Annotated in this window: 26 protein-coding genes and 1 pseudogene; 8 read left to right on the top strand and 19 right to left on the bottom strand. The window is 31.7% G+C overall.

The genetic code is table 11. The annotated features are described in order from the left end of the window. The 10 genes from B4E59_RS03855 to B4E59_RS03890 all read right to left on the bottom strand — a co-directional run. Positions 1–912 (bottom strand): efflux RND transporter periplasmic adaptor subunit (locus B4E59_RS03855; RefSeq protein ID WP_291051462.1); only part of this gene is annotated, 912 nt, incomplete at its 3' end. Positions 913–978: 66 nt separating this feature from the next. After that, positions 979–5,319, bottom strand: a complete 4,341-nt coding sequence (locus B4E59_RS03860; RefSeq protein WP_291051466.1) for a CusA/CzcA family heavy metal efflux RND transporter — start codon at positions 5,317–5,319, stop codon at positions 979–981. Positions 5,320–5,479: 160 nt separating this feature from the next. Then, positions 5,480–5,866 (bottom strand): hypothetical protein, encoded by a 387-nt coding sequence (locus B4E59_RS03865; protein WP_291051469.1) that lies wholly within the window; start codon positions 5,864–5,866, stop codon positions 5,480–5,482. A gap of 212 nt (positions 5,867–6,078) precedes the next feature. Further along, a complete protein-coding gene (locus B4E59_RS14630) occupies positions 6,079–6,576 on the bottom strand; it encodes an IS3 family transposase (RefSeq protein WP_312081825.1) in 498 nt (165 codons plus the stop codon). Between the two features lie 132 nt (positions 6,577–6,708). Continuing rightward, positions 6,709–6,966, bottom strand: coding sequence for an IS3 family transposase (locus B4E59_RS14635; protein ID WP_409410648.1), 258 nt, complete (start codon positions 6,964–6,966; stop codon positions 6,709–6,711). 9 nt (positions 6,967–6,975) lie between these two features. Beyond that, complete coding sequence (locus B4E59_RS14640; protein ID WP_414646270.1) at positions 6,976–7,266, bottom strand: transposase; 291 nt, start codon at positions 7,264–7,266, stop codon at positions 6,976–6,978. Between the two features lie 124 nt (positions 7,267–7,390). Continuing rightward, positions 7,391–8,344: a sporulation-delaying protein SdpB family protein gene (locus B4E59_RS03875; protein WP_291051472.1), complete on the bottom strand. Its 954-nt coding sequence runs from the start codon at positions 8,342–8,344 to the stop codon at positions 7,391–7,393. Continuing rightward, entirely contained in the window at positions 8,310–8,816 is a 507-nt protein-coding gene (locus B4E59_RS03880) for an SdpA family antimicrobial peptide system protein (protein WP_291051475.1), read from the bottom strand. The genes B4E59_RS03875 and B4E59_RS03880 overlap by 35 nt, the downstream gene beginning before the upstream one ends. Continuing rightward, positions 8,813–9,556, bottom strand: a complete 744-nt coding sequence (locus tag B4E59_RS03885; protein WP_291051478.1) for a sporulation delaying protein family toxin — start codon at positions 9,554–9,556, stop codon at positions 8,813–8,815. Before B4E59_RS03885 ends, B4E59_RS03880 begins: the two co-directional genes overlap by 4 nt. Before the next feature lie 34 nt (positions 9,557–9,590). Then, positions 9,591–10,019, bottom strand: a complete 429-nt coding sequence (locus B4E59_RS03890) for a PH domain-containing protein (RefSeq protein WP_291051481.1) — start codon at positions 10,017–10,019, stop codon at positions 9,591–9,593. A 415-nt stretch (positions 10,020–10,434) separates the two neighbouring features. Here B4E59_RS03890 and B4E59_RS03895 point away from each other — a divergent pair, with 415 nt between their 5' ends. From B4E59_RS03895 to B4E59_RS03905, 3 genes are read left to right on the top strand one after another with little or no spacing between them, the layout of a single operon-like run. Next, positions 10,435–10,695: a hypothetical protein gene (locus tag B4E59_RS03895; protein ID WP_291051484.1), complete on the top strand. Its 261-nt coding sequence runs from the start codon at positions 10,435–10,437 to the stop codon at positions 10,693–10,695. Between the two features lie 16 nt (positions 10,696–10,711). Continuing rightward, entirely contained in the window at positions 10,712–11,437 is a 726-nt protein-coding gene (locus tag B4E59_RS03900) for a GLPGLI family protein (protein WP_291051487.1), read from the top strand. A gap of 10 nt (positions 11,438–11,447) precedes the next feature. Further along, positions 11,448–14,075, top strand: a complete 2,628-nt coding sequence (locus B4E59_RS03905) for a hypothetical protein (RefSeq protein ID WP_291051490.1) — start codon at positions 11,448–11,450, stop codon at positions 14,073–14,075. A gap of 263 nt (positions 14,076–14,338) precedes the next feature. Here the strand turns inward: B4E59_RS03905 and B4E59_RS03910 are convergent, their stop codons facing one another. Beyond that, positions 14,339–14,542: a hypothetical protein gene (locus tag B4E59_RS03910; RefSeq protein ID WP_125350711.1), complete on the bottom strand. Its 204-nt coding sequence runs from the start codon at positions 14,540–14,542 to the stop codon at positions 14,339–14,341. A 142-nt stretch (positions 14,543–14,684) separates the two neighbouring features. Between B4E59_RS03910 and B4E59_RS03915 the strand changes: the two genes are divergently transcribed. Both B4E59_RS03915 and B4E59_RS03920 read left to right on the top strand, forming a co-directional pair. Beyond that, a complete protein-coding gene (locus B4E59_RS03915) occupies positions 14,685–15,281 on the top strand; it encodes a nucleotide-binding protein (RefSeq protein ID WP_125350712.1) in 597 nt (198 codons plus the stop codon). Then, positions 15,281–15,499, top strand: coding sequence for a ribbon-helix-helix protein, CopG family (locus B4E59_RS03920; RefSeq protein WP_125350713.1), 219 nt, complete (start codon positions 15,281–15,283; stop codon positions 15,497–15,499). Before B4E59_RS03915 ends, B4E59_RS03920 begins: the two co-directional genes overlap by 1 nt. 39 nt (positions 15,500–15,538) lie before the next feature. On the opposite strand, the gene B4E59_RS03925 is transcribed toward B4E59_RS03920, so the two are convergent. The 3 genes from B4E59_RS03925 to B4E59_RS03935 form a co-directional block, all read right to left on the bottom strand. After that, positions 15,539–16,183: a nucleotidyl transferase AbiEii/AbiGii toxin family protein gene (locus tag B4E59_RS03925; RefSeq protein ID WP_125350714.1), complete on the bottom strand. Its 645-nt coding sequence runs from the start codon at positions 16,181–16,183 to the stop codon at positions 15,539–15,541. 3 nt (positions 16,184–16,186) lie between these two features. Then, the gene (locus B4E59_RS03930; protein ID WP_125350715.1) at positions 16,187–16,675 is read right to left on the bottom strand and encodes a helix-turn-helix transcriptional regulator; all 489 of its coding nucleotides are present in this window, start codon (positions 16,673–16,675) and stop codon (positions 16,187–16,189) included. A gap of 77 nt (positions 16,676–16,752) precedes the next feature. After that, the gene (locus B4E59_RS03935) at positions 16,753–17,766 is read right to left on the bottom strand and encodes a replication initiation protein (protein WP_125350716.1); all 1,014 of its coding nucleotides are present in this window, start codon (positions 17,764–17,766) and stop codon (positions 16,753–16,755) included. Positions 17,767–18,923: 1,157 nt separating this feature from the next. Here B4E59_RS03935 and B4E59_RS03940 point away from each other — a divergent pair. Genes B4E59_RS03940 through B4E59_RS03950 form a run of 3 tightly spaced genes read left to right on the top strand, consistent with a single transcriptional unit; the run spans position 18,924 to position 20,737 of the window. Next, complete coding sequence (locus B4E59_RS03940) at positions 18,924–19,331, top strand: plasmid mobilization protein (RefSeq protein WP_291051498.1); 408 nt, start codon at positions 18,924–18,926, stop codon at positions 19,329–19,331. Beyond that, positions 19,306–20,166, top strand: coding sequence for a relaxase/mobilization nuclease domain-containing protein (locus tag B4E59_RS03945; protein WP_291051501.1), 861 nt, complete (start codon positions 19,306–19,308; stop codon positions 20,164–20,166). Before B4E59_RS03940 ends, B4E59_RS03945 begins: the two co-directional genes overlap by 26 nt. A 19-nt stretch (positions 20,167–20,185) precedes the next feature. Continuing rightward, entirely contained in the window at positions 20,186–20,737 is a 552-nt protein-coding gene (locus tag B4E59_RS03950) for a hypothetical protein (RefSeq protein ID WP_291051503.1), read from the top strand. A gap of 1 nt (position 20,738) precedes the next feature. Here B4E59_RS03950 and B4E59_RS03955 read toward each other — a convergent pair whose 3' ends face one another. The 5 genes and pseudogenes from B4E59_RS03955 to B4E59_RS03975 all read right to left on the bottom strand — a co-directional run. After that, positions 20,739–21,431 (bottom strand): IS1 family transposase, encoded by a 693-nt coding sequence (locus B4E59_RS03955; protein WP_291051505.1) that lies wholly within the window; start codon positions 21,429–21,431, stop codon positions 20,739–20,741. Between the two features lie 221 nt (positions 21,432–21,652). Then, positions 21,653–23,446, bottom strand: a complete 1,794-nt coding sequence (locus B4E59_RS03960; protein WP_291051507.1) for a heavy metal translocating P-type ATPase — start codon at positions 23,444–23,446, stop codon at positions 21,653–21,655. A 10-nt stretch (positions 23,447–23,456) separates the two neighbouring features. Next, a complete protein-coding gene (locus tag B4E59_RS03965; protein ID WP_291051509.1) occupies positions 23,457–24,176 on the bottom strand; it encodes a phosphatase PAP2 family protein in 720 nt (239 codons plus the stop codon). A 53-nt stretch (positions 24,177–24,229) separates the two neighbouring features. Beyond that, complete coding sequence (locus tag B4E59_RS03970) at positions 24,230–24,799, bottom strand: cytochrome b/b6 domain-containing protein (protein ID WP_291051511.1); 570 nt, start codon at positions 24,797–24,799, stop codon at positions 24,230–24,232. 36 nt (positions 24,800–24,835) lie between these two features. Beyond that, a pseudogene (locus tag B4E59_RS03975) lies at positions 24,836–25,081 on the bottom strand (efflux RND transporter periplasmic adaptor subunit); the annotation flags it as partial.

Consider the following 25,081-nt stretch of genomic DNA (forward strand, 5'->3'; position numbering starts at 1 on the left):
CACTTCGGCATTCATATACATCCCGGGAATAAGAGCCGGATCGTACTTTTCAAAATGACAACGCACCTCAGCCATGCCACTTCCGTCCACATCTTTACTTGTCAGCAAAATTTCGCCGGCATATTTTTTTGAAGGATCTACATTGGTATAAGCCACAATCCGTTGCCCGGTTTTCAGCATTTCCAAATCCTTTTCATACACCTTTAGATTGAGGTAAATATCCGATGGATTGATGAGTTCAAACAGCACATCCGAAGACGTTACATATTTGCCTACATTCACATTCACCTTGCTCACAAAACCGTTGATGGTACTATAGACAGGTACGCTCTGCTGAATATTTCCGGCAGATATCTTAGCCGGATTTATGTTGACCAACTTCAGTTGCTGGGCAATGGAATTCATCAGAATTTTCTGATCGCTCATAATGGATTGTGCCTGCTGCATCACTTTATCACTACTTGCCTGGCTTTGGTTGAGCTTAGTTTGTCGGTTATAATCCAGTTGGGCAAAGTGGTATTTGGATTTTGCCATCAGATAATCCTGCTGCAACTGTACAAACTGCGGATTTTCAATAACGGCAATTACCTGACCTTTAACTACTTTCATCCCAGGCAAAAGGCGGGTGCTTTTCAGATAGCCGCCCAGCGGTGTACTTACGGAAACCAGATTTTGTGGTGGTACATCAATTTTCCCGTTTAGTTTCAATACGGTGGAAATATGCTGCATCGACAGTTCTGTGGTTTCAATGGGGGCATTGCGTAACTGTGCATCGGTGAAAGTAACCGTGTTTTCGTCTTTCGGATTTGCAGTTTTGGTGGCGGTGGTTTCTTGTTTTTGTTGACATTGAACTGCGGAAAGCAGTACTATCAAGACCAAAAAATAAGAACCGTATAATTTTAATATTTTCATTTTCTTGTCTAATTATATATTGATTTGAAAAATTCTGTTTACTGTTTAAAATATCCTGTTCATCAACTACTGAATCGTGATATAATTCAGTTCAACCACGCTTTCGTTTAGTTTCAATAGGGCATCTGCATAATTGCTTTTGAGCAAAACTGCCTGATTGACGAGCATTACAAATTCCAGATAATTGATTTCTCCGTTAATGAATTGTTGCTGTGCTGTTTTGGTAATGATGTCTGCATTTTTCAGTTCATCAGTTTCGTAACGGTTGATGATTTCGAGATTCGTTTGATACATTTGCTTGAGCTGTTTCTGTTTTTTCTCTAATGCAAATTCCGTATTATGCCAATCGTTTTCCGCAATGCTTTCCGCCACTTTAGAAGCGTGAATTCTTGCCTTTTGTCCGCCTGAAAATATTGGAATGCCAACACCTACCATCACCGAATGAAACTGTGGTGTAGCAGAATACAGTTTATCATCAGGTCCCATACCTTTGAACGAATTGAGATTATAACCGATTTGCAAACCCGGAAGAAGTCTGGATTTTTCCACTTCGGTTTGTTTGCCGGCAACCGTTTTTTGCTGTTCCAATACATGTAACAAGGGATGCGAAGCATTTTCCTGAAGCAAAAGAACCGGTCTGGAATTTTCCAAAGGAAGATATTCCGTTTCGGAATTGAGCAACCAACTGAACTGCAACTGCAAGGTTTTTATTTCCTGCTGCACTTGTTTCAACTGAATCTCAATCGCCGATTTTTGGTTGGAAGCCGTTGTTTTTTCCAGAATATTGCTTTCTCCAGCTTTTAAACGCAAACTGGCTTTGTCTAAAAATTGGGTGTACAGTTGCAACGTTTCATTCAGCAATTTTTCCTTATCTTTCCAATACACCATCTGGAAATAACTTTGGCTGACGGCTTTTTTCAGTTCAAATTCTTTAAGCGAAACATTCAACTGGCTTTTTTTCCATTCTTCGGAATGCAAATTTTTCTGTTTCTGATACACAGTTGGAAAAGCGATGCTCTGTGAAATCCCGAATTTCATATCGTTGTATGCACTATTTATTTGTCCGTAATCTGCTGTAACTGCGGTTTGCGGAATATCGGCATTAGAAGTTTTAATCAATGCTTTGGCATAATCCGAACGCAGTTTTTCATTTTTCAGGTTGCGATTGTTTTGCAACGCTGTTTGCACGGCTTCATCTAAAGAAATTATGGTTTGTGCCTTCATTTTTATTCCTGAAAACAGCATAAAAATCAACAGAACAGAGGCGACATGTTTGGATTTTGGTTTTTTCATTTTAAATCCATTTTCGATATTGACATATAAAAGCGGTAGGACAAAAAGGGTGAGCAAAGTGGCCAATATCAGTCCGCCAATTACCACGGTCGCCAAAGGTCGCTGCACTTCTGCTCCAGCACCTGTGCTTATTGCCATCGGGATAAAGCCGAGGGAGGCAACGGCTGCGGTCATCAATACCGGACGCAATCGGCTTTCGCCGCCATCAATCACAATTCTGACGATATTTCTAATGCCGTTTTTATGCAGTCGGTTAAATTCTGAAATCAATACAATACCGTTCAAAACCGCTACGCCAAAAAGAGCGATAAAACCAACGGCAGCACTGATGCTGAAAGGCATTCCGCGTAAATTCAACATAAATACACCTCCGATGACCGACAACGGAATGGCGGTGTAAATCAGAAGACTTTCTTTAATCGACTTGAACGCCATAAACAACAGGACAAATATCAATGCCAATGCCAGCGGAACGGCAATCATCAACCGTTGTTTGGCGTTGTTCAGATTTTCAAAAGAACCGCCATACGTAATAGAATAGCCGGCCGGAAGTTTAATCTGTTTGTCCACTTTACCCTGCAATTCTTCCACAATGCTTTTCACATCACGGTCTTTGATGTTGAAGCCGACGACAATACGGCGTTGTGCATTTTCACGTTGAATTTGATTGGTACCTTCCACCACATCTACGGTTGCCAGCTGATTGAGCGGGATCTGATTGCCTGCAGGTGTTGGAACCAATAGATTTTGAATATCATTGATGTTTTTTCGGTCACTGGCATTCAGGCGTACTACCATATCAAAGCGTTTTTCGCCTTCAAAAACCAAACCTGTACTCTGTCCGGCAAATGCGGTATTAATCACCCGATTGACATCTGCAACAGAAAGATGATACTGAGCAATCACGGGACGATTGTATTTTACCACCACCTGCGGAAGCCCGGAAACCGGTTCTATATAAAGGTTTTGTGTACCTTTTACCGTTTCAATGATTTTACCGAGTTGGTTGGCATTTTGCACCAAAGAATCCAGATTATCGCCAAAGATTTTGATGACCACATCCTGTCTTGCACCAGTCATCAGTTCATTAAAACGCATCGCTACCGGATACTGAAAACCAACTGTAATACCGGGCACATCTTCCAGTGCTTTGCTCATTTTTTCTGATAATTCGGAAAACGTTTTGGCGGAAGTCCATTCTTTTTTGTCTTTCAGAATGACCATCATATCCGAAGCATCCATTGGCATCGGATCGGTAGGCACTTCTCCACTTCCTATCTTGGTGACCACTTTTTCCACTTCGGGGAAACGGGTTTTTAAGATATGGGCTGCTTTTTGCGTACTTTCAATCGTGGTGGTAAGGTTGCTGCCCGGTAAAACGCGGGTATCCACCGCAAAATCACCTTCTTCCAAAGACGGAATAAATTCGCCGCCCATTCTGCTTAGCAGAATTATTGCCGTGATGAACAATATCCCGATTATGGTAAAAATGGTTTTCGGAATGCGTAAAACTTTCAGCAAGGTTTTCAAATAAAGCGCTTCTACTTTCTTCATTACCCTGTCCGACCACGAAGGTTTTAAACTTCTTTTCTTCAACAAAACCGAACTCATCATCGGAATGTAGGTTAGGGAAAGCAGAAATGCACCTAATAATGCAAACGCCACCGTTTCTGCCATCGGGCGGAACATTTTCCCTTCAATCCCTTGCAATGTTAGGATCGGAATGTACACAATGAAGATGATAATTTGTCCGAAAACTGCACTGTTCATCATTCTTCCGGCAGATTCTGTAACCACATTGTCCATATCGTTGGACGGAATTTTCAGCAGATTCCTGAACTTTGGATTCAGTGCCAACTGATGCAGGACGGCTTCTACAATAATGACGGCTCCGTCAATGATTAATCCAAAATCCAGAGCACCCAAACTCATCAGGTTGCCACTCACCCCAAAAAGGTTCATCATACAAATGGCAAAAAGCATGGCCAGCGGAATTACCGAAGCCACGAGTAAGCCGGCTCTGAAATTTCCGAGAAATAAAACGAGTACAAATACCACGATTAATGCACCTTCCAGAAGGTTTCTTTCTACCGTGCTGATGGCATTGTTCACCATTTTGGTACGGTCAAGAAAGGGTTCTATCACCACGCCTTCGGGCAGGGTTTTCTGGATTTGAGCCACTTTGGCTTTTACATCTTTGATGACCTGACTGCTGTTAGCACCTTTCAGCATCATCACCACAGCACCGGAAACTTCACCCTGATCGTTGTAGGTCATCGCTCCGTAACGGGTGGCAAAGCCAATTTTTACATCGGCTACATCGCGGATAAACAATGGTACATCATTGTTTTTATTGCTAATGGAAATATTTTGAATATCCTCAATATTACCCACCAAACCTTCGCTGCGGATGTAGAGAACGGTTGGCCCTTTTTCGATATAAGCCCCGCCGGTGTTCTGATTATTGGCATTCAGTGCATCAAAAACATCATTGATGGTAATGCCGTAAGCATTGAGTCTGTCGGGATTTACGGCAATTTCGTATTGCTTCAGTTTGCCGCCAAAACTGCTGACTTCTGCCACGCCTTTGACCTGAAGTAACTGCCGACGCACAATCCAATCCTGAATGCTGCGGAGTTCGGTAATGTCGTATTTTTGTTCAAAACCTTCTTTAGGACGAACGACATATTGGTAGATTTCGCCCAAACCGGTTGAAATTGGTCCTAATTGCGGAGTTCCGATACCTTGCGGAATTTCGTTCTGAACCTGCTGCAGCCGCTCTGCAACCTGTTGCCTTGCCCAATACACATCAATACCATCATCAAAAACAATGGTAACCAAGGACAATCCGAAACGGGAAAAACTGCGGATTTCTTTGAGTCCGGAAATATTGGAGTTCGCCTGCTCGATCGGGAAAGTAACCAGACGTTCGATATCGGTGGCTCCAAAAGAAGGAGCGATGGTAATAACCTGCACCTGATTATTGGTAACATCCGGCACGGCATCAATCGGTAATTTGCTTACCTGATAAGAGCCAATGCCGATTAAACCAAGAACCAATAATGCTATAATGAGTTTGTTCTTTACAGAAAACTCAATGATTTTTGTAAGCATAATTTATTCTGTTAATCGTAAATGATAAATAAAGAGATTTGACGTTTCGAATACATGATCAATCCTACAGGCGGACACAAAATACACCGACTGCCCGAATGAAAGTATTATCAAACAGCAAATGCACGATGAAAGGATTCATCGTGGAAATCAAAAAAGATTAACAGAATTTCGGAGGTTGCCAGATGGCAGAACGGTAATTGTTATCAGAAAATGTATCGTCCAAAGGCAATGTTTTCGTTTCTTTGCCTACAAGTTCTTTGGTTTCTATATCAAAACTAAAAGGGGGGACAAGTACAAAACTGATATTCAAAACATCGATATGTACGATAAACGGTAATTGTTTGTCTTGTTCATAATCGTCATAGTGTGGATGGTTTTCCAGATGGCTCCCGGCGTAATGAACTTCCAAAAATTGCAAAACAGTAACCTCCGGATTTTTTTCTTTGTGATCGAAATAATGCTCTATAAGTATAGGAAACTTCAATAACTGACCTAATTCAGTTGTCGAAATTAAATACACAGACAATAATAATATTGAAAACATTTTTTTCACTTAACAAAGTTAATAAAAAAGTCTGCTCTCTTTTATAAGACGCTGTAATTTAAAATATTTCAAAATAAATGATTTAAAAATTCAATATTATCCCTCCTGTATCAAATGCTGTAAATTCGGGTCGTTCTTTATACGCTCCATTTCGCTATCGACAATATATACAATGTTTGATTTGGATATCCCCCTGAATTTTCCAGTATAAGCTAAGCTACATATTTTAAAAATTGTAAATTATTATTAAACTCAAAGATCGTTTTATAATCTAAAGCTTTATGTCTTCTTTTTCTGTTATACCAAATTTCAATATACTCAAAAATTTTCGTTTTTATTTTTTCTCTGGTAATTAATTTATTTCCATAAATCATTTCATTCTTTAAAGATTTAAAGAAACTCTCAACTACAGCATTATCCCAGCAATTTCCTTTTCTAGACATGCTACGAATAACACCATAAGAATCAAGCACGTTTGTAAACTTCTTCGAAGCATATTGAACACCTCTGTCGGAATGAAATAACATTTCTTTTTTAATTGATCTATTTTTTATAGCCATACGCCATGCTACTAAACTCGTTTCTTCTGTACTCATAGTGTGGCTTAAACTCCAACCAATGACCTTTCTATCAAATAAATCGATGATTGTTGTTAAATACAAAAATCCTTCTTGAGTTTGAATATAAGTTAAGTAATGTCTGATACCCATTTCATTGAACGTTTTGAAGTACTAAAATATCGATTAAGTAGATTATTCACAGTTAAATAATTGTGTTTGGAATTTGTTGTAATTCTAAACTTTTTACTTAATTTACTTCTTAAACCAAGCTCTTGCATATATTTATTTAGCAACTGTTTTAAGTGATATTCTATAACCTAAAGCGTTTAATTCTGAATGAATTCGAGGACTTCCGTATCTCTGCTTAAATTCAAAATATAAATATGTTATTTTATTCAACATCAAATTTTTTCTCAAAAGTCTATTGGAATAACCTCTCTTTCTCCATTTAAAATAGCTGCTGTAATTGATTTTTAATATAAAACACATTTTCTCAATCGGAAATTTAAGCTCATGATTCTTTATGAATCTGTATTTCATCGACCGTTCTTAGAGAAAATGCTGATTGCCTTTTTTTAAGATATCACGTTCTAATTCAGCATCTTTTAGTCTCTTTTCTAATTCTACTATTCGATCCTGTTCTACTGTTAGCTTTAAATTGCCTTTTCCTGGAAAACTATTGAATCCGTATTCTTGATAATCTTTGCGCCATTTGTATAATAATGAAGCTTTTATTCCAATTTCCCTAGCTAATTCTGAGATGTTACTTCTTTCATAACTCAATTCTACTGCTAGCAATTTAAATGACGCCTCGTAATGATTTTTTTGTCCTTTCATCATGTTAAGTAAGTTTTATACCTTTTCTTACTATGGAATTTTAGTTAGGACATCCAAAGCCTCCAAATTGGAGGATTTATTATGTTATTTTACATAAAATGTGTTATAGATTTTTAACTTACACTACTTATTGTAAAAATGTATGTTTTTTATTTATCAATTTGTAATAGGAAACAGGTATTAAATATAGCGTTAATGCTCCTGCCATTGCAAAGAAAAAAGAAGAAAGTCCAAATATTAACCATATAATGAGATGAAATATTATACCTAATGGATATAAGTAAACTTTTTTATTATTATCCATAAAAAAAGCACCTGCTAATATTAATTCAAATAAAATCGTTCCCCATGTTATAAAAAAGACAATTTTAGACTCAATAATTAATGATAAAAATGGATCCATCCAATCAGGGTATCCAAATACAGGGTCTTTAAAAAAGTAATATATGGCAGTGCCATCAACCCATTCTGGAACTTTATATATTTTTTCAACAGCAGCATGGAAATAAACAAAACAAATTTGTAATTTAATAAGAAATAAAAATAAATAAGAAACAAAATTTAAAATATAATTATTATTAGTTTCATCTGTTCCCCAGTGAGAAGTTCTTTTATCTAAAATTGTAATAGGAATTAATAAAAATGTTATTACTGCTGTTATTTGATCTCCTCCTTCTACTAATGCTCCTGCTTGGAACCAACTAAATGATATCCACCAATGAAAAACACCAGTAAACCTAGGGTATATACCTGAAATAACAATAATTAAAATTATAATAGTTATAAACCTTGCGTATATAAGATTATCAAAATCAAAAAGGAAAAAGAAATTTATGTCGTCAAAAATGGTTTTTACATATCTATTTGAGAAATTAATATCAGGATCAAAAAGAATTTTTTCGTTACTGAAAATAAAAGTAATAAGTGTGCCAAAAGCCAATAAACTTCTTGAAATACCATATATAGGTGTTTGAATAGTGTTATTTGAAAAAGAATTGAATAACATTAACAATTTTTCATTATTCTTTTTTAGTGTTGAAATGAATTTATTCAATAGATATGTAGGCAATCTTATATTCATTTTTATAATATTCTTTATATTTCACAAATGACCAAGGGAGTATTTCTTTTTCAATAATTACATAATTGCCGGAAGGTATAAATAGGATTCTTTTAGTTCTTTTTATTTTTATGAATTTTGGATTTTTTTGTGATTTATTATACCAAATTAAACTTTTGTTAGCTTGAGCGATTAAAATATTTGATTCAAAGTTTATACGCCTGTTTTTTTTACTTAATCCAAAATAATTTTTTGATGATGCGTTTTTATAAGTCAAAGATATTGTATCATTATTTCTAATCTCATACATTGTTATGATTTTTTCTCTAGGGTTTTTTGTGAAAAAGCCCCATCCTTCAGGTATTAAGATTCCTGTATTATATTTTTTTGAGAAAGAAATATTAAATACAGACATTGGAAGTGAAGTAATAAAAACAATAGTTATGAAAGATAACATAACTATTGTGATTATAAGATATTTAATAAGTTTCATTCAGTTAAATCAAAAGTAATTTCTTTAAGGAAAATATCTTTTTCAAGAGAATTTTTGCTATTTGCTTCAACAGATTCAGTAGGATCCCAAAAAGCAGCTTTTGTAATAGCAACAGCTGTTGCTATTGCAACTACATTAACAGCAGCTGCAGCTTCCCATACAACTGCAGCAACAACAGCATATGGAAATAAACAAGCTTCTTTGTTTGGATTGATATTTTGAATGCTATTTTCGTCATCATTTAATAATTTTTCATAAGTTTTCTCATTATTTTTTAAAAAAGTCTTTAAATCATTTTTATTTGAAAAATCATATTTATCCAAAACATCAGAGCTATTCATTTTAGAATAATCTATAATAGCAACTGCTTTTATTAAATCACCACCTTGTAAAATACTAGATTCTACCTTTTTAACATCTTTAGATTCAATAGAGTTTTTTAAATTATTAAAATAAGCATTATCGTTTTTTTTGATTAATTCTATAAAATAATTAATTTTTTGAGATTTTGATTTTATAATTTCAGGATGTTTTTTTTCAAACTCATCCATTTGAGCTAATATTGGTTGATAATATGAAATTCTTTTAGCTAAATCTCCTTCTAGAAAAAAAATAGCTTTAAAAAGTTCTTCGCCACTGGGTTTATTATCAACATAATTAATAGTATCGTCTTGATCGCAATTAGTTAACAAGAATATACTTGTAAAAAAAGTAAATAAAAGGAATATAAATTTTCTCATAATTCAAATTTTATTTGGTTATATTTTTTTAATGTTAATTCACTTTATTATTAATTTTAGGGTTTATTAATAACAAATTATTAATAAAATCCATTTTATTCTTAGGGGAAATAATAATATTATCATATCTATTATAAGATATCTTGATTCTATCAAACGAAGGAGCTGGAGCTGCAATAAAACTTTTTGTTTTGTTTATTTCTGTTATATCATTAATATCAATAGCAGAGTATTTGAAAAAACCACAAACTATATTTAAATGCTGATTATCAATGATATATTTTGTTTTAAAAAAAATATATGAAACAAGAAAGATTATTAATGACATAAAAATGAAAATACCAATTATTCTTTTTGTTATTATTTGTTCCTTTATTAATTCTATAATTATAGGTAAATAAGAAATTAAAAAAATTATTATTAATAATTTATAAGAAACTCTTGCTGGATATATTTTTCTCATTATACTTTTTATTTAAACTTCACAGATAAATATAGTATATATTTTTTTAATATTTAATTGATTTATAGAGTATTATTTTTAATTGTAAAAAAGTTCAGTCCACGAAGTGGAAAAAGCACGTTAGTATTTTATCTATAATGAAAATTATAAAAATAAATTCATTATACTTCTATTTAACATAATTGAAATTCTAGAACATAAAAAAACCTCCAATTGGAGGTTTTGTATTTTATATAAAACACGTTATAGAAGATTTATAAATATGGCTAATGTTAAACTTTTGGGTTTTAATTATTTAATTTTAATGTGCACTTTTTTTTCTCTAAAATTATTATTAATATTAAACTAATTAACGTTAATGGGTAATTATAGGTTGCAAACTATGATTAATTATTAAAAACTAAAATACATTAAAATGAAAAAAATCTTATTAGTAAGTGCTTTTGCACTTATCGGAACATTTGCGATGGCAAATGAAACTAAATCATCTGGGTTTGAAATAAAAATGACTACAGTGGAGGTAAATGGAGTAGCATGTTGCACTGCTACAGTTACATATAACGATGAAGTAGTAAAAACTTTTACCGAATGTAATGCCGGATCTACAGCATCAAATTGCGGACTTGTGAAAATGTTTGCAGAAAATTATGTAAGAGAACAAGGAGGGACTGTATAATTTTTGAATAAAATAAATGAAAATAATATTAAATATTTTATTTACATTATTTATGGCTACTCTGTTTGCGCAGAGTAGTCTTACTATAAAATATAAATATGAATATAATTGGGAAGGATTACCAAATTCAACTAGACCATCTTATCTATCCTTAAGTGATGAAAAATCATTGTTTACGATTGATTTTAAGCAAAAAAACATGGATTTAGATGAAAACTTAATACAAATTATAAGTAAAGAAGGAGTAAGTAATATGTATAAAGATTATCAAAAGAATAAAATATATTACAAAAACAATATAGCTTTTAAAGAGTTTCTTACAATAGATCCTATTAGTGTTTTTAAATGGCAACTAACTAATGAAACAAAAAAAGTTCTTGGTTATGAATGTCAGATGGCTTTAATGGAATATTATGGACGTAAATATCAAGCTTATTTCACAACAGAATTAGGATTTACTTATGGTGGACCTTGGAAGTTTGATGGATTACCAGGTGTAATACTTGAGGTATATTCTTTAGATAATCAATTTAAAATAACAGCAACAGATATAACATTGAAAAATGAAAATATAGAGATAGATAATCCATACAAGGATAATATGAAATTTATTAATTTTAAAGAATTCCAAGAGATGTATAAAAAATGGTACAAAGAAAATAATAGAATAGTTGTAACCCCTCAAGGTAATGAAATAACAGAAAGTGTTCCGAAGTGTAAAATAGAGTGTTTAGTAGATTAAAACAATACATTTGAGAAATTTATTTTTATCAATTCTCTTTTTCGTAGGGAGTTTTATACAAGCACAAATTATAAAAGGAAATATAACAGATGAAGGAAAAACATCACTTTCATCTGTTTCTGTTTTGATAAAAAATAAAGACAATCAATTAATAGAAAAATTTACATCAACTAAATCTAATGGATTTTATCAAATAGATTTATCTGAAGTAAGCGATACAATTTTTTTAGAAGTTTATAAGTTAGGGTTTGAAAAAGAATTTAAAATAATTATAAGATCAGAATTATTACTAGAAAATCAAATAGATTTTGTTTTATTAAGAAGTAACATTCAACTAAAGGAAGTTACAATAAAAAACTCAAAACCGTTTACTGTAAATAATGATACAATAAATTACAATGTCAATCACTACAGAAGTGATTTAGATAAAAGTATAGAAGATGTTCTTAGAAAAATGCCAGGAATAAAAGTGGAAAGTGATGGAACAATTAAATATAAGAATAAACCAATAGAGAAATTATTGTTAGACGGAGATGATTTATTTGGAAATCAATATACGAATGGATCTAAAAATATTTCTCCAGAAATAATAGAACAAGTACAAGCAATTGATAATTTCGAAGAGAATCCACTTTTAAAAAATATAAAATATACAGACCAAGTAGCCTTAAATCTTAAATTGAAAAAAGGAATGGCTGATGTCTCTGCAAATTTTGATTTGGCAGGAGGAATAGAAAATCGTATTCAAACAAAAGCAAATAGCTTAATTGTTTCTAATGTGATCAAAAACTTTACGACATTATCATATAATAACACGGGGTTTAACGAAACGCCTTACGATTATTTTTCAGGTAATAGTGATGTCACAAGTTCTAAAATTAAGGAAGAGTTAGCACCTAAAGCAATTACCGAAACAACTTTTAGTAGTGATGTGGGGACACAAAGAGCTAATCAAAATAAATACTGGTACGGAAATACAAACACAATTTATAAAATTTCTAAAGCTACAAATCTTCGATTTAATTTTACGGCTTTAAATGATCATTTACGATATGAAACTTCCAATGAAACGTCTTATAATTTTAATGGAGACAGTATAATTAATCTTTCGGAGAATAATAAAGTTATTAAAAAACCAATCTTGTATGATTTTAATTTGAAATTGACGTGGAAGAATAAAAACAAATCAATGATTGAAAATGATATGATTTATCGTTTTGAAAAAATGTCAACGAGTAATTTTTACGATTCTAATTATAGAAATCAATTTGAAAGTAATTTGAGGTCAAAAAATAAATATTTTCGAAATCATTTATTGTATACCGAAAAAATTAGCGCAAAAAATAGTTTACAATTATATACTCAATTTTCAGTAAATGATAAACCACAAGATTTTGATTTATTTCCTGGAATAGATTTTTTAGGTTCTACTAATTTTGTTTCAAATTCAATACAATTAAGCTCTTTTACAAAATATTTCACAACAGTTGGATTTAACTTTTTTGGAAGAAATAAATTAGGTAAGTACGAAATTAATGCGAATCAAAGTTTTATTCAGAATAAATTGGAGTCTAAATTATTTCAAGGTCAAGAACTTTTGGAAAGTGATTTTCAAAATAATTTAGATTACGAAATTATCAACAGCACGATTGAAAGTAAATATAGTTTTGTAATCGGTAAATTAATTTGGGTAAATCAGTTAAAATTGAAAAATTATTGGTTAAATAACAATGAAAATAATATAAAGCGTTCGGTTTTTAATCCTATAATTAACTTAATATATAGTTTTAATGCTCAAAATAGGTTGAGTTTTAATTTATTATCAGATCAACTGTTACCACAAGAAAATTATTTATATCAAAATTATATTTTAACTAATCACAGAACTTTGCAAAAGAATTTAGACACATTTGATTTTCAAAAGATTAAAAAAGTTAGTTTTGATTTTTCTAGTCAAAATGCTTATCGTCAATTTAATTGGATACTAAATGGTTATTATCAAATTAATAAAAACAATATATTTTCAACCATTTTAATTGAAAATGATTTGACTAAAATTTCGAGTTTTTTGTTAGATACTAAAAATGAATCTTTAGGTTTGTCAACTTCTGTCGAAAAATATTATTATCCATTAAGAACAAATATAAGATTGAGAGGAAGTTATAATAGGATGAATTATCAAAATCAAATTAATAATTCGGATTTAAGAACAAATATTAATCAAAGTTATACAATTAATTTTTTCGTAAAATCATCATTTAAATTTCCAGTTAATTTTGAGAATGATTTTAATTATCGATATAATCAAAATAACACAGAAGGATTAGAGCAGAAATTTGAATTTTCTTCACTTAATAATTCTACAAAATTATTAATTAAACCAATAAATTCACTATTTTTTAATTTAACTTGGGATTTTTATAAACCTAATTTAAAATCAAATAGTAGTTATAATTTCTTAGATACTTATATGTTTTTTAGACCTAAAAAAGACAATTATACTTTATATATAAGAGGAGCTAACCTTCTAAATAATAAATCATTTGACATTAAAAATATCAGCGATTATTATAATAGTTATTCTAATTATACATTAAACCATCGTTATATTTTATTAGGAATTAATTTTCGATTATAAATTTTTAAATCGAAAATAAGTCAATGTTTCTTTAAAAATATCTTACTTAACATAATGATTATTATCTACCTAAATAATTTAGATTAAGTAATTGACTTTGTGTAAGTGCCGTTTTGGATAAATGATTCTGAGCTTGAAAATGCTCTGAAAACCGCATTTTTACGTTCAATGAACATATCCAAAACGGTCAAAAATAAAGAGTAAATCATCTCTTCTATAATGATAGTAAATCGACTTTTATAGAAGAGATGATTGTATATAAATTAAAAAATAACCAGGTTATCATTGTATTTTTTAATCTGTTTTTTGATAATAGAATCATACCAGGGCTTTTCTATATAACCTTTTTTATTGACTTGGTAGCCATCTTCAATTAGTAAAAGTTTACCAATAAATGCTTTAACAAGTGGATGATCTGGTCGATGAACCATCATAGATTGTACTATTTTATAATTTTCTTGATCCATTTCTCCGTTTTGAATATTAAACTCTAAAAAGAAACCTACGCTGACGTAATTATTATTTTAATGAGTTAAAATTACAATAATTATTTAATATATAATATAAATACATATATTTGTATATAGATATAAACGTATATACGTATTTATGAGTAAAATTATTACAATAGCCCATCAAAAGGGAGGTGTAGGAAAGAGTACATTAGCTCTTAATCTTTCTTATAGGTTCAGTAAAGATGTCAAAATAGCTTTAACTGATGTAGATCCTCAAGGTACTATTATGAATCTTCAGTCTATAGTTGAAGATTTTGATATCATCAATTTTAAGACGATGAAGAAACTTAGAGACTCGGAATACGATGTAGTTTTTATTGATAGTCCTCCTTATATTATCGATACAATTCAACCAATATTTGAAGAATCTGATTTTGTTTTAGTTCCAACAAAAGTTGGAGTTCCAGATATCATGGCAATTTCTACAACTATTGAATTAATCAAGAATGCCCAAAAAAGGAATAAAGATTTGAAAGCTGCTATTGTTTTGAATATGTTGAAACCAAATGTAAAAATTAAGGAACAAGCTATTGAGCAATTAGAAAAATACGAATTACCAATTTTGTCATCTATTCACGATAGAATTTCTTACGGTAGTTCTTTTTTAAATGGAGGAGTTATGGGAACTAATGATTCTCAAGCAAAAAATGAAATCGAAAAGTTGTCTAATGAAATTTTAAATATGTTGTAATGGAAAATGCTTTTGATAAATTAAAAAATATTCAAAAATCTAATCCACCTAAACAAAAAGTAGTTCAGGTTAAGGAAAGTAAGAGAGATAATGAGAAAAGTTATATGCTTTGGTTAAATAAAGATTTATTAAAAGATTTAAAAAAGAGAGCAATTGAAGAGGATTCTAACATGAAAGAAATCATAGAGAAGGCTTTAAATCAGTATTTAAGAAAATAAAAAGTAAATACGTATAAATGTATATACATTTATACGTATTTACTTTTTTACTAATTCTTCGAAATCATCTTTTATAAATTCCCAATATTTCCCCCTTAAACAAATTGGATCGAAATCATCATCAGCTATTGAAAAATTTGTCAAATTGTGATGAATTAATTTAGGATCATGGCTATATGGATACCGTTTCTCATGGAGTTTAATCATTTCTGAAATATCGTATTTGTCTAGTAACTCATGTAAATCCCAAAAATCTTTCTTTCGTCCACCTCTTTGAATTACATCAATTTTCATTGCAATAATTTCATCAATTGAAGCTAATCTAATATTATCAATTACAATTTCATTTGTAATGAATGGATCAGTATAAAATATATCAAGTTTTACAGAATTATCTTTATTATCTCCAATGGTATAAGATTTTCCAAATGCAGGAATTAAGTCAGAGTTAAAATCAAGATAATTGAATTTTGAAAGAAGAAAATTTTCTATTGTGTCAAAATCAATCGAACCATATTCAATATCTGAGAATAAATCAATATCAATTGAAATTCTATGACCTAATTGTAAACTTAATGAAGTTCCTCCAACTAATCTAAAACCTTTAAATATATCAGAAACCATCAGAGTTTCTAAACTTGATTTAAGAATTGGATTGACTGTATTATAAAATAAAGCACTCATAAATTAAGATTCTAAATGTAGATTAATTGGTAGAGTCGAGGAAGAATTTAAAGCTTCAATAATTTTTTCATTACCATAAAATCGAATTATTTCACTTTTCTCTTCGTTATTCCCTCGTTCAAAAATCCGTTTAATAATTACTTTATAATTTTTAATCCAATTTAGCTTATCAAAATCTGTATCCCAAAATAATACTTTTCTTATTAAAGAAGTATTTGGTGTGCTCTTTTGTAATTTTTCTTTCTCTTTATTTATATCAAAATATGTCTGAAGTAAAACAAGATCGCCTTCATTTATATTTAATTTATCTTCAATTTTCAACGCTAGAGAAATAGGTAAACTTCTCTTTCCTTTTATGATAGCATTAAGCGTTTGAGGATGTTCCCCAATACTTAATGCAAAAGGACGTTGTTTTATAGCTCGTTTTTTTAATTCACGATCTAATACAATACCTGGATGAATTCCTTTATATTTTTCTGAAATTGAAATCATATACAAATATAAGCAAAAATGTTTACAATTTGTTAATTGTATATACGTATAAATGTATTTATTTAAATACGTATGTATTATTTAAGATAAATTTCTTCAAACTTTTTTTCTACTTTTTTCTTTAAAGCACCTATTATAAATCCTTTTCTATTGTCTGCATAAGAAGAAGGCTCTCTAATTTCTGCTAAGAAATCTAAAGTTTCTTCTTCTGAAAAGTATTTATAAACTGATTCAAATAAATTTAAATTATTATTAAGTTCTCGTTCAGTAAACTGAAAATTATGAGTTAAGTAATCTTCAATGTTTTTTGGAATAAACCAACGATTTGACATTTTTTTGTTCAAGTTTTGTTTCTTGATATCTTCGTCTTCAAATTGTGGTTGGTAAATTGGAACGAAATGTATTGATGTAATTTTACGTCCTGTTTTTATTGTCTCATAATGGAAAGTATATGGAGAACATTTATCAAGCTCTTTTTTTGCAGAGACAATAACATATTTTATAAAATCTTTATTTTCTTTATACTTATCTGTAATACCAAACATCTCTTTCAATTTTTCTATAGAATAATTTATTGGTGTTTTTTGAGCTGAAAACAATTCATAAAATCTCATAGCATAAATGCTTTCAAATTGCATAGCTACCTTTAATTCATATTTTCTATATCCTTTCGAAAAATCCATTAAAGCTTGATAAATGAAATCTGCCACATAAAATGTGACATTCTCAGTACGAGTTTTGTTAATTTCTACATTAAAAACAATACCAGCACTTCTATAAACATCTTCATCTTCGTATTCAATAATTTTTTGTTGCAACCCTTTCAAGGCTTTTTTTATTCTTGAGTGATTTTTATCTGTTTTACTATCCTCTGTTGTCAAAAAAGCAGAAATAGGCATTACATATTCTTTAGATTTGAATAGAGTAGAATTGACTTGATATCGATCACTCAGTTTCTTACCTTCAATCAAATTTTGATTAAGCTCTATAATTCGATATAAAATCCTTTTTTCATAAACACTGAAGTCATACTTAGCAGTAGTAAGAATATAAGATTGCAAAACTTCTTTGTTCTTTATGGTTATACTCATTATAGTTTTAATTAGGAGTTGATGAATACAAATATATTAAAAAGGAGTTACAAAAACAAACTCCTAATTAGTATTCAAAAACTCCTAGTTGACATACATATTAGTATTCAAAAACTCCTAGTTAAGTATTCAAAAACTCCTATTTAGATATTTCTAAATGCTCGCAATGTATTGTATTATAGATATATATACGTTTTTTATCGAAAGTCGATAAGTTATGTTATATAAGTTATGTTATAATTAATACAAAAACATAGTGTTTTTAGTTTTTAAGGATTCATTTTTCTCTGAAAAATTGACTTTTAGGAGTTCGCTTGAATTGTACTGTTTTCGTTAGAGTGGAAAAACAAAAACAAATTGACGTGACTTTTTTATGTGCACCAGGGGGCGGCGCGATTTTTTTCAACTTCAATAGATTTTATCTATTAAACATTTGATTATTAGATTTTTAACTGTAATTTTGTCAGTCAATTTAATGTATAATCGTTAAATTTGGAAGCGAAACGATGATGAACGACTTCTTTTGAGGTCGTTTTTTTGCGTTTTAAGCGATGTTTTGTTTTTTATATAGAATTCGTTGGAAATTTACTGATAGTCTATTTATTATGCTAAGAAGTACATTAGGCATGATGTTTTAGCTTGCAGAAACAAATGATTTTGAATTCATTCTTTATTATGAATAGATTTTTTTAGATGGAAAAATCTATCAAAATTGAAAAAGCATATAGTAGAATATGGATTTATTTTTTGCGTTATTTTTATCTTTATAACTAATTCAATATTTGTGCTTATTCATTATATTTTGTATCTTGCCTTAACTGAATTTATAAAAAGGAGTTTTTTAGATCTGAAAAAATGATGGAGAATAAGTTTGAAAGCAGTAGTTTAGCTTAATATTTTGTGCAAGATGTACCTTTCGCAATACAAAAAGCAAAATAACTTCATTTCATTTTGTTATTTCTGCTTTTCTTGTGCTCATAGGTTCTCTTGTTTTGTTCCCTAAATCGGTCACAAAAGTTTCCATCTTCGATGGATCATTTTATTCTAAAATGGAATTTTGAAACCCTGTTTCAATTTGTGTTTTCAGGCATTTTTATGGTTTAAGTGAGCTTTATTTTAGTTTAAATTTTAGAATTTTTTAGTTGAATTATTGTATGATGGAAGAAGAAATCAATTGGGAAGATTATATTCGAAAAGAGCAGCTTCGAACTTCTCGAAGTGAAAATGGAAAGTTAGGCGGACGACCTAAAAAGGAATCTTCTGATCGGAAATCGAAGTCGATTTACATTCGATTATCGGAAGAAGAATTTTTATTGTTACATAAAAAAGTAGTAGCTTCAGGTCAAAATCAAAGTCAATATTGTCGAAATGTTTTATTGAATTCTTCTGTTACTCCTATTATTCAATCCGTCAGTAGAGATCAAGAATTACAAAGTTTTCGAACAAATTTTAGTCGAATTAGTAATTATATAAAATTCAAAGATCCTCTTTTGAATTTAGAAGTGATGAAGGTAATTGAAAAAATGAACCATTATTTAGATGATCGGAATAGGGAGAACCACTAAGGGAAGTATTAAAGCTATTGCTTATGCTTCTCGTGAAGAGAAAGGAGAACAGAAAGCCTTTGCGACTGAAATTAGTAGAAATGGTATAGTAGGGGAGAATGCTCGTGCAATTTACCAGGAACTTATGGCTGTGGCTCATCAGAATCATCGTGTAGACAAACCTTTTTATAATGTTGTTTTATCTCCTTCAGCTGAAAATACGTTGAAATGGAGTTTGGAAGATTGGGAGAAATTGGTGAATGATTTTTTAGAGAAGAAAGCATTGTCATCTAATCAGCATATTGCTTATTTACATCAGGATACGGATACTTCTCATTTGCATTTAATTGTCAATCGTATCGATTTCAATGGAGAGAATAGGGTAAATCAACGTTTTATAGGGAAACAAACGAGTGCTGTAGCGAATGAATTAGCACAGGAGAGGGGATGGAAGAATATGCTTGAATTGAGTAAAGAAAAGAGTGAATTGAAGGTTTTACAGTATGGGAATGTTTTAGTAAATGGACTGAAAGAGAGTTCTAATTTGGAAGATTTGACCGTTCATTTGAAGGATTTAGGCTATGGATTGAATCTTCAGTTTGATCAAAATGAGCGGTTGAAAGGGTTGAAAATTTTTCAATTTTCGGAGATTTTAGAGAATGAAAAAAGGAAACAAAATAGACAAAAACCTGTGAATTATGGGGTGAAGTTTAGTGAACTTTCTCGTAGTCATGAGGCGTTTAAAAAGTTAAAAGCGGGTCATATTCAAACTTTTTTAGAACAGAAAAAAGAGAAAGAAATGCTTCAACAAGAACAAGAGATTAAACCTAAAAGAAACCTAGGAAGAAGATTTTAAATGAATTAATACGAAACATATGAATGAAAATAATAGACCAAAAAGTCCTGGAGAAATTTTAGAAGGACTGAGTAAAGAGGCTAATAGAATGGCTTTATTAGCGAAAGAAATTGATGAAAAAATTTATGCTTTTTATTCAGTTCAAAAACAGTTTATTGAGAATGGAAATACGATTACTGCTGAACAAAACAAGATTTTAAATGAGTTAAAGAATTATAAAGCGCCTGAAATTTCATTAGATCCTTATGCAAAAAAGCAGATGGAAGAGGTGAAACAATATGAGAAAATTAGTCGTAAAAAGGATCGTACTATTCCATATTTAATCTTGATTATTTTTCTTTTACTTTCTACGTTTATTTATTTTTTTAATCAGGATTTAAAGACAAAGAAGGAGGTAAAAGAAAATTTAATGAGCGAAATTTATTCTAAAGGAGATACGATTGTTCCGAAAAAGGACTTTGATTTAGCGAATAAAAATAGTCAGTTAATGAAGGAATGGATTGATAAAAATCCAAAGGATAGTGAAAAATTCATTCTATTTTTCAAGAAAAAACAACAAAGTAAAAAGTAAATTAACTCCAGAAATAGATGGTTAAAATCGCAGATAGAATGGCTATATTTTTTGTGTAACAAATGGTTTTTCTGTTTAATCTTTTTAAATGAGTGCGTAAATTGAGGTGATTTCTTTCGATATGATTGGTAGAACGAAAACGGGTTGAATGAAATTCTGAAGGAATAACTAACCGATAAGTATTAAGTTTATCGGTATAAATCTTCGTTGGTTTTGTATGAATGATAGGGGAAAGGAGGTTTTTGAAGATTTCTACTGTTCGATAACCGACATGAAAAGTATGAATTTTTCTAGTTTGAAGTGAAAACGTATAGGTGATCCAAATCGGTTTTAGATGCTTTTTATGAAAAGTTCTTAGTTCATCGAATTGAAATTCTTGGTCTTGTTCGGTTATTTTGGGTGGAACTATTTTTGAAGCGATTTCTAAAAGTCGTTTAAGCAGTGTAGTTGGAGATATTTTTAAATAACGAGCTGTACTTCTTATTCCTAAGCCTTCTTTGGTTAATTGGATAATATTATAATTGATTGTTGAAAGATAGGCGTTGTATGTATAAATTTCTACAGTGGTTTGGTTACAAGATTTACATTTATAACGTTGTTTGCCATCCTTAGTTCTACCATATTTGATTAGTTTATTAGAACAAATAGAACACATTTTTGCTCGATTTTCTATCGTAAAAGTTGATTTTGTCATACATTGTTAAAGATTAAACTGTGTTAAAATTTTCTACCAACACATCTGATACACAAACTTATAAAATGAATTGATTTTAGCTGTTTTAAGTGTATAAAAATACCCAATAGTAGAGATTATCCACTATTGAGCATTTTTATTTTATAGTTAAATTATTGAAAAATAATGTATTGTATAATAACAACATATTTGGAACACTACCCAATTAACAAATGTTGTGGTTACGTTCTGTCCTTCAAAGCCCTTAATGCCGAGGTAATGGAAATCACATCCACCACTTCCTGCAATCCGGCCCCAATCAATGCCGGTAAAACACCGAAAGCGGCAATCAGCATCAGCACGGTACATACGGCAATGCCAATGAAAACGGATTGACGGGCAATCTTCATCGTTTCTTTGGAAATGAGAATAGTATCACTCACTTTTTGCAGATTGTCTCTTAAAATCACGACGTCTGCCGAATCGCTCGCGGCACTCGATCCTTTAGCACCCATCGCAATGCCTACATCGGCAACGGTCAACGATGGTGCATCGTTCACGCCATCACCCACCATTACAACAGGACGAAATTCGTCGGGCATACTTTTCAGGATTTTCAGTTTGTCTTCCGGCAAACAGCCACCGTGCACTTCCGTAATGCCAATTTCTTTGGCAATGTTTTCAGAAATACTTTGCTTGTCGCCGGAAATCATCATAATTTTTTGGATACCCATTTTTATTAATTGAGCAATGGTTTGCCGGGCTTCGGGACGCACTTCATCGGTAAACGTAATTTCCCCGGCATATTTGTCATTCACCGAAACAAACAACGAGGTTTTCTCCGTTTTAATTTGAAGAGATTCAGTCGTTACAAAGCTTAGTTTACCAACTTTCACCAGTTTACCATCAACTTTCCCTTCGATACCATTTCCTTCAATTTCCTTTAAATCTGTAGCCAGAGGAATAGTTTTATCACCAATATATTTCATCACCGAAACCGCCAAAACGTGGGAAGACTGCTGTTCCACGCTAACTACAAAATCAATCAGTTCATCCTGAGAATAAGGATTTTCCGGCATGATGTCGTCTACGGTAAGATCGCCTTTGGTTAAAGTTCCGGTTTTATCGAAGGCGATGGCTTTCATTCTGTCCAGTTTTTCGATGACAGTCCCGGATTTTATCACCACCCCATTTCTGCTGGAACGGCTCATTCCGGCTATCAGGGCAATGGGAGCCGCCAGAATCAGCGGGCAGGGCGAAGCTACCACCAAAACTTCGGCAATTCGATTGGGATCTTTGGTAATAAAATAGGCAATTCCGGCAATCAAAAAGGCAACGATGGTAAAAGGCAAAGCATACCGATCCGCCATCCGCACAAAATGAGCCGGCTCTTTTTCGGAATTATGTACCAACTGTACGAGTTGTTGGTACTGGCTGTCTTTGGCAAGTTTGGAAACCTGAATTGTAATGGCTCCCGAACCATTCACCGAACCTGACCATAAGCTGTTTCCTTTTGTTTTGTTGACCGGTTTGGATTCGCCAGTGAGTGAAGATTCGTCCAGCAGAACCTCTTCACTCAGCAAAACTCCGTCAATGGGAATAATTTCCTTGGGTTTTACGATGATGATGTCACCGATTTTAATATCATCCACCGGAACATCATCTAAATCGTCACCTGTTTTTTTATGGGCAATTCGGGGGGTATTATCGAGCAATGATTTTAAATCCTTCCGTGCTTTTTTTTGCGCGTAATCTTCCAACGAATCACCGCCGGTAATCATAATGAGGATAATAAGTGCCGCCCAGTAATTACCGACGGCTAACGTAGCTGCAATGGCAGAAATCGCCAAAATATCCACGCCAAAATTCCCGGAACGAAGCACGTCGATCATTCCTTTCAGAAGAACAATAGACATCAAAATGCCGGTTGCCGTAATTAAGATTTTAGAATAATAGGGTTCTTTTAGAATAAATTCCATAACAAGTGCCGCTAAGGCAATGCTGAGAACGACAATGAATTTAAATATATTTTTCATTTTTATAATTTCAAAAGTTTAGAGACAAACCTAATCCCATTGTTTTATTTTGATAAAACGGATATACAAGAGCACTGTTTTTGCTATAATCTTTTGAAAATAATTTACTGACTTTTGGGAACAACCAATAGGCAACTTCTGTGGAGAGAATTCCAATACCGGCACCTGCAACCACATCACCCACCCAATGTTTATCATTCAAAATGCGATAAACTCCCGTAAAAACAGCAATTGGATAACCAGACAAACTTAACCAAATATTTTCATCCTGATATTCACGGAACATAAAATGTGCTGTTGTAAAAGCAGTTGTAGTATGTCCCGAAGGAAACGACAAATTATTAGAACCATCTGGTCGTTCTTCTCTCACCAAATGCTTGGTAGGTAATACGACAGCACTTGAAATCAGCAACGATGTGCCTAAAATAATACTTCGGTCTTTCAAATTATGTTTTCCTTTAAGTCCAATAGCATTTAATCCATAAACCAATATTGCAGGTACGTATTGGGTATAATTATCCAGTTTTATTTTATCCGGCTGATGCTCCCCAATTTCATATTGGGTGGAACGGTTCAGCTGTTTCAGATCATCAGACGTCAGGCTCAGGATTCCGTATCCGATAAAAACAGAAGGTACAATCAGCTTTTTATATTTAAATTGATAGGCGTGGTCAAATGATTGATCCATCTTTTGACCTGTTACCAAACTATCCGTTTGTGCTATTCCCAATTGATAAACGCACAATATGAGTATCAATAATAAATGTCTCATTCTTAAATTTATTAATCATCTCCGCCAATCATTTTGGAAGCAATTCCCTTTTGAGCTGTTTTTTCTGCCAGCCAAATCCCGCCAAAATGCAAAATAATAAAAATCGGAAACCAGTAAATTGCCCATTTATGAATGGTTTCCATTGTATCTTTCAGGTCTCCATCCCACCATTTCAGATAAGCTCCGGTGATGGATGAAACAATCACAAACAAGTAAAATAGCAGATAAATAAATCCCTGAAATTTTTCTTTTACTGATGTGTTTGCCGAAAAAGGATTGGGAAAACGAATGCCCTTTACCAACATATAAATGATGCGAACCGCAATGATTACAAAGAAAACATACGCTGCATATTCATGCCATTGCCACATCGGGTTCAGAATGCTTTTTACCGTTCCGATGGATTGTTCTTTGGTTAAATCCACGCCCTGCATATTTTTTTCAATAGCTCCCAGAATGGTTTTTTTACCCATCCAGTTCATCCGAAGAAATCCGGTGATAAATAAAACCGTCATCAGTAAAGCAATTGTCCAGTGCAAGCTACGATGAAGCGGGGTAAATATTTTTGTTGAATTTTTCATTATTTTAAATTTTATATATCAGATTTTATCTGACTGTTATTCATCATCTTCACTGGTATTTTTCAACTTCATCAATAAGGTATAGGCGTTTTTGGTCACGATTTTTTTTCCTTTAAAATCAGCAAAGTTGAGGATTTCAACAAAGCCATTTTCGGAAATTCCCAAGGTGACCGGTACCATCTTCCAGGTCTGTTTCCCGGTTTCTGTAAAGACATAACTTTTCCCTTCAAAATCCACCACACTTTCTTCGGGGATGGCATTAGCAAAAGAATTTTCTGTTTT

It is taken from the genome of Empedobacter sp. UBA2044 (assembly GCF_002333005.1).
GTDB lineage: Bacteria > Bacteroidota > Bacteroidia > Flavobacteriales > Weeksellaceae > Empedobacter > Empedobacter falsenii_B.

Coding starts and splice junctions, on each gene's coding strand:
- B4E59_RS03915 (WP_125350712.1), top strand. CDS start 14,685: ATGAGTAAAATTATTACAATAGCCCATCAAAAGGGAGGTGTAGGAAAG.
- B4E59_RS03935 (WP_125350716.1), bottom strand. CDS start 17,766: ATGAGTATAACCATAAAGAACAAAGAAGTTTTGCAATCTTATATTCTT.
- B4E59_RS03875 (WP_291051472.1), bottom strand. CDS start 8,344: ATGAATATAAGATTGCCTACATATCTATTGAATAAATTCATTTCAACA.
- B4E59_RS03895 (WP_291051484.1), top strand. CDS start 10,435: ATGAAAAAAATCTTATTAGTAAGTGCTTTTGCACTTATCGGAACATTT.
- B4E59_RS03960 (WP_291051507.1), bottom strand. CDS start 23,446: ATGAAAAATATATTTAAATTCATTGTCGTTCTCAGCATTGCCTTAGCG.
- B4E59_RS03920 (WP_125350713.1), top strand. CDS start 15,281: ATGGAAAATGCTTTTGATAAATTAAAAAATATTCAAAAATCTAATCCA.
- B4E59_RS03900 (WP_291051487.1), top strand. CDS start 10,712: ATGAAAATAATATTAAATATTTTATTTACATTATTTATGGCTACTCTG.
- B4E59_RS03930 (WP_125350715.1), bottom strand. CDS start 16,675: ATGATTTCAATTTCAGAAAAATATAAAGGAATTCATCCAGGTATTGTA.
- B4E59_RS03955 (WP_291051505.1), bottom strand. CDS start 21,431: ATGACAAAATCAACTTTTACGATAGAAAATCGAGCAAAAATGTGTTCT.
- B4E59_RS03865 (WP_291051469.1), bottom strand. CDS start 5,866: ATGTTTTCAATATTATTATTGTCTGTGTATTTAATTTCGACAACTGAA.
- B4E59_RS03885 (WP_291051478.1), bottom strand. CDS start 9,556: ATGAGAAAATTTATATTCCTTTTATTTACTTTTTTTACAAGTATATTC.
- B4E59_RS03970 (WP_291051511.1), bottom strand. CDS start 24,799: ATGAAAAATTCAACAAAAATATTTACCCCGCTTCATCGTAGCTTGCAC.
- B4E59_RS03950 (WP_291051503.1), top strand. CDS start 20,186: ATGAATGAAAATAATAGACCAAAAAGTCCTGGAGAAATTTTAGAAGGA.
- B4E59_RS14635 (WP_409410648.1), bottom strand. CDS start 6,966: ATGAAATACAGATTCATAAAGAATCATGAGCTTAAATTTCCGATTGAG.
- B4E59_RS03925 (WP_125350714.1), bottom strand. CDS start 16,183: ATGAGTGCTTTATTTTATAATACAGTCAATCCAATTCTTAAATCAAGT.
- B4E59_RS14630 (WP_312081825.1), bottom strand. CDS start 6,576: ATGGGTATCAGACATTACTTAACTTATATTCAAACTCAAGAAGGATTT.
- B4E59_RS03880 (WP_291051475.1), bottom strand. CDS start 8,816: ATGAAACTTATTAAATATCTTATAATCACAATAGTTATGTTATCTTTC.
- B4E59_RS14640 (WP_414646270.1), bottom strand. CDS start 7,266: ATGATGAAAGGACAAAAAAATCATTACGAGGCGTCATTTAAATTGCTA.
- B4E59_RS03890 (WP_291051481.1), bottom strand. CDS start 10,019: ATGAGAAAAATATATCCAGCAAGAGTTTCTTATAAATTATTAATAATA.
- B4E59_RS03910 (WP_125350711.1), bottom strand. CDS start 14,542: ATGGATCAAGAAAATTATAAAATAGTACAATCTATGATGGTTCATCGA.
- B4E59_RS03945 (WP_291051501.1), top strand. CDS start 19,306: ATGATCGGAATAGGGAGAACCACTAAGGGAAGTATTAAAGCTATTGCT.
- B4E59_RS03940 (WP_291051498.1), top strand. CDS start 18,924: ATGGAAGAAGAAATCAATTGGGAAGATTATATTCGAAAAGAGCAGCTT.
- B4E59_RS03860 (WP_291051466.1), bottom strand. CDS start 5,319: ATGCTTACAAAAATCATTGAGTTTTCTGTAAAGAACAAACTCATTATA.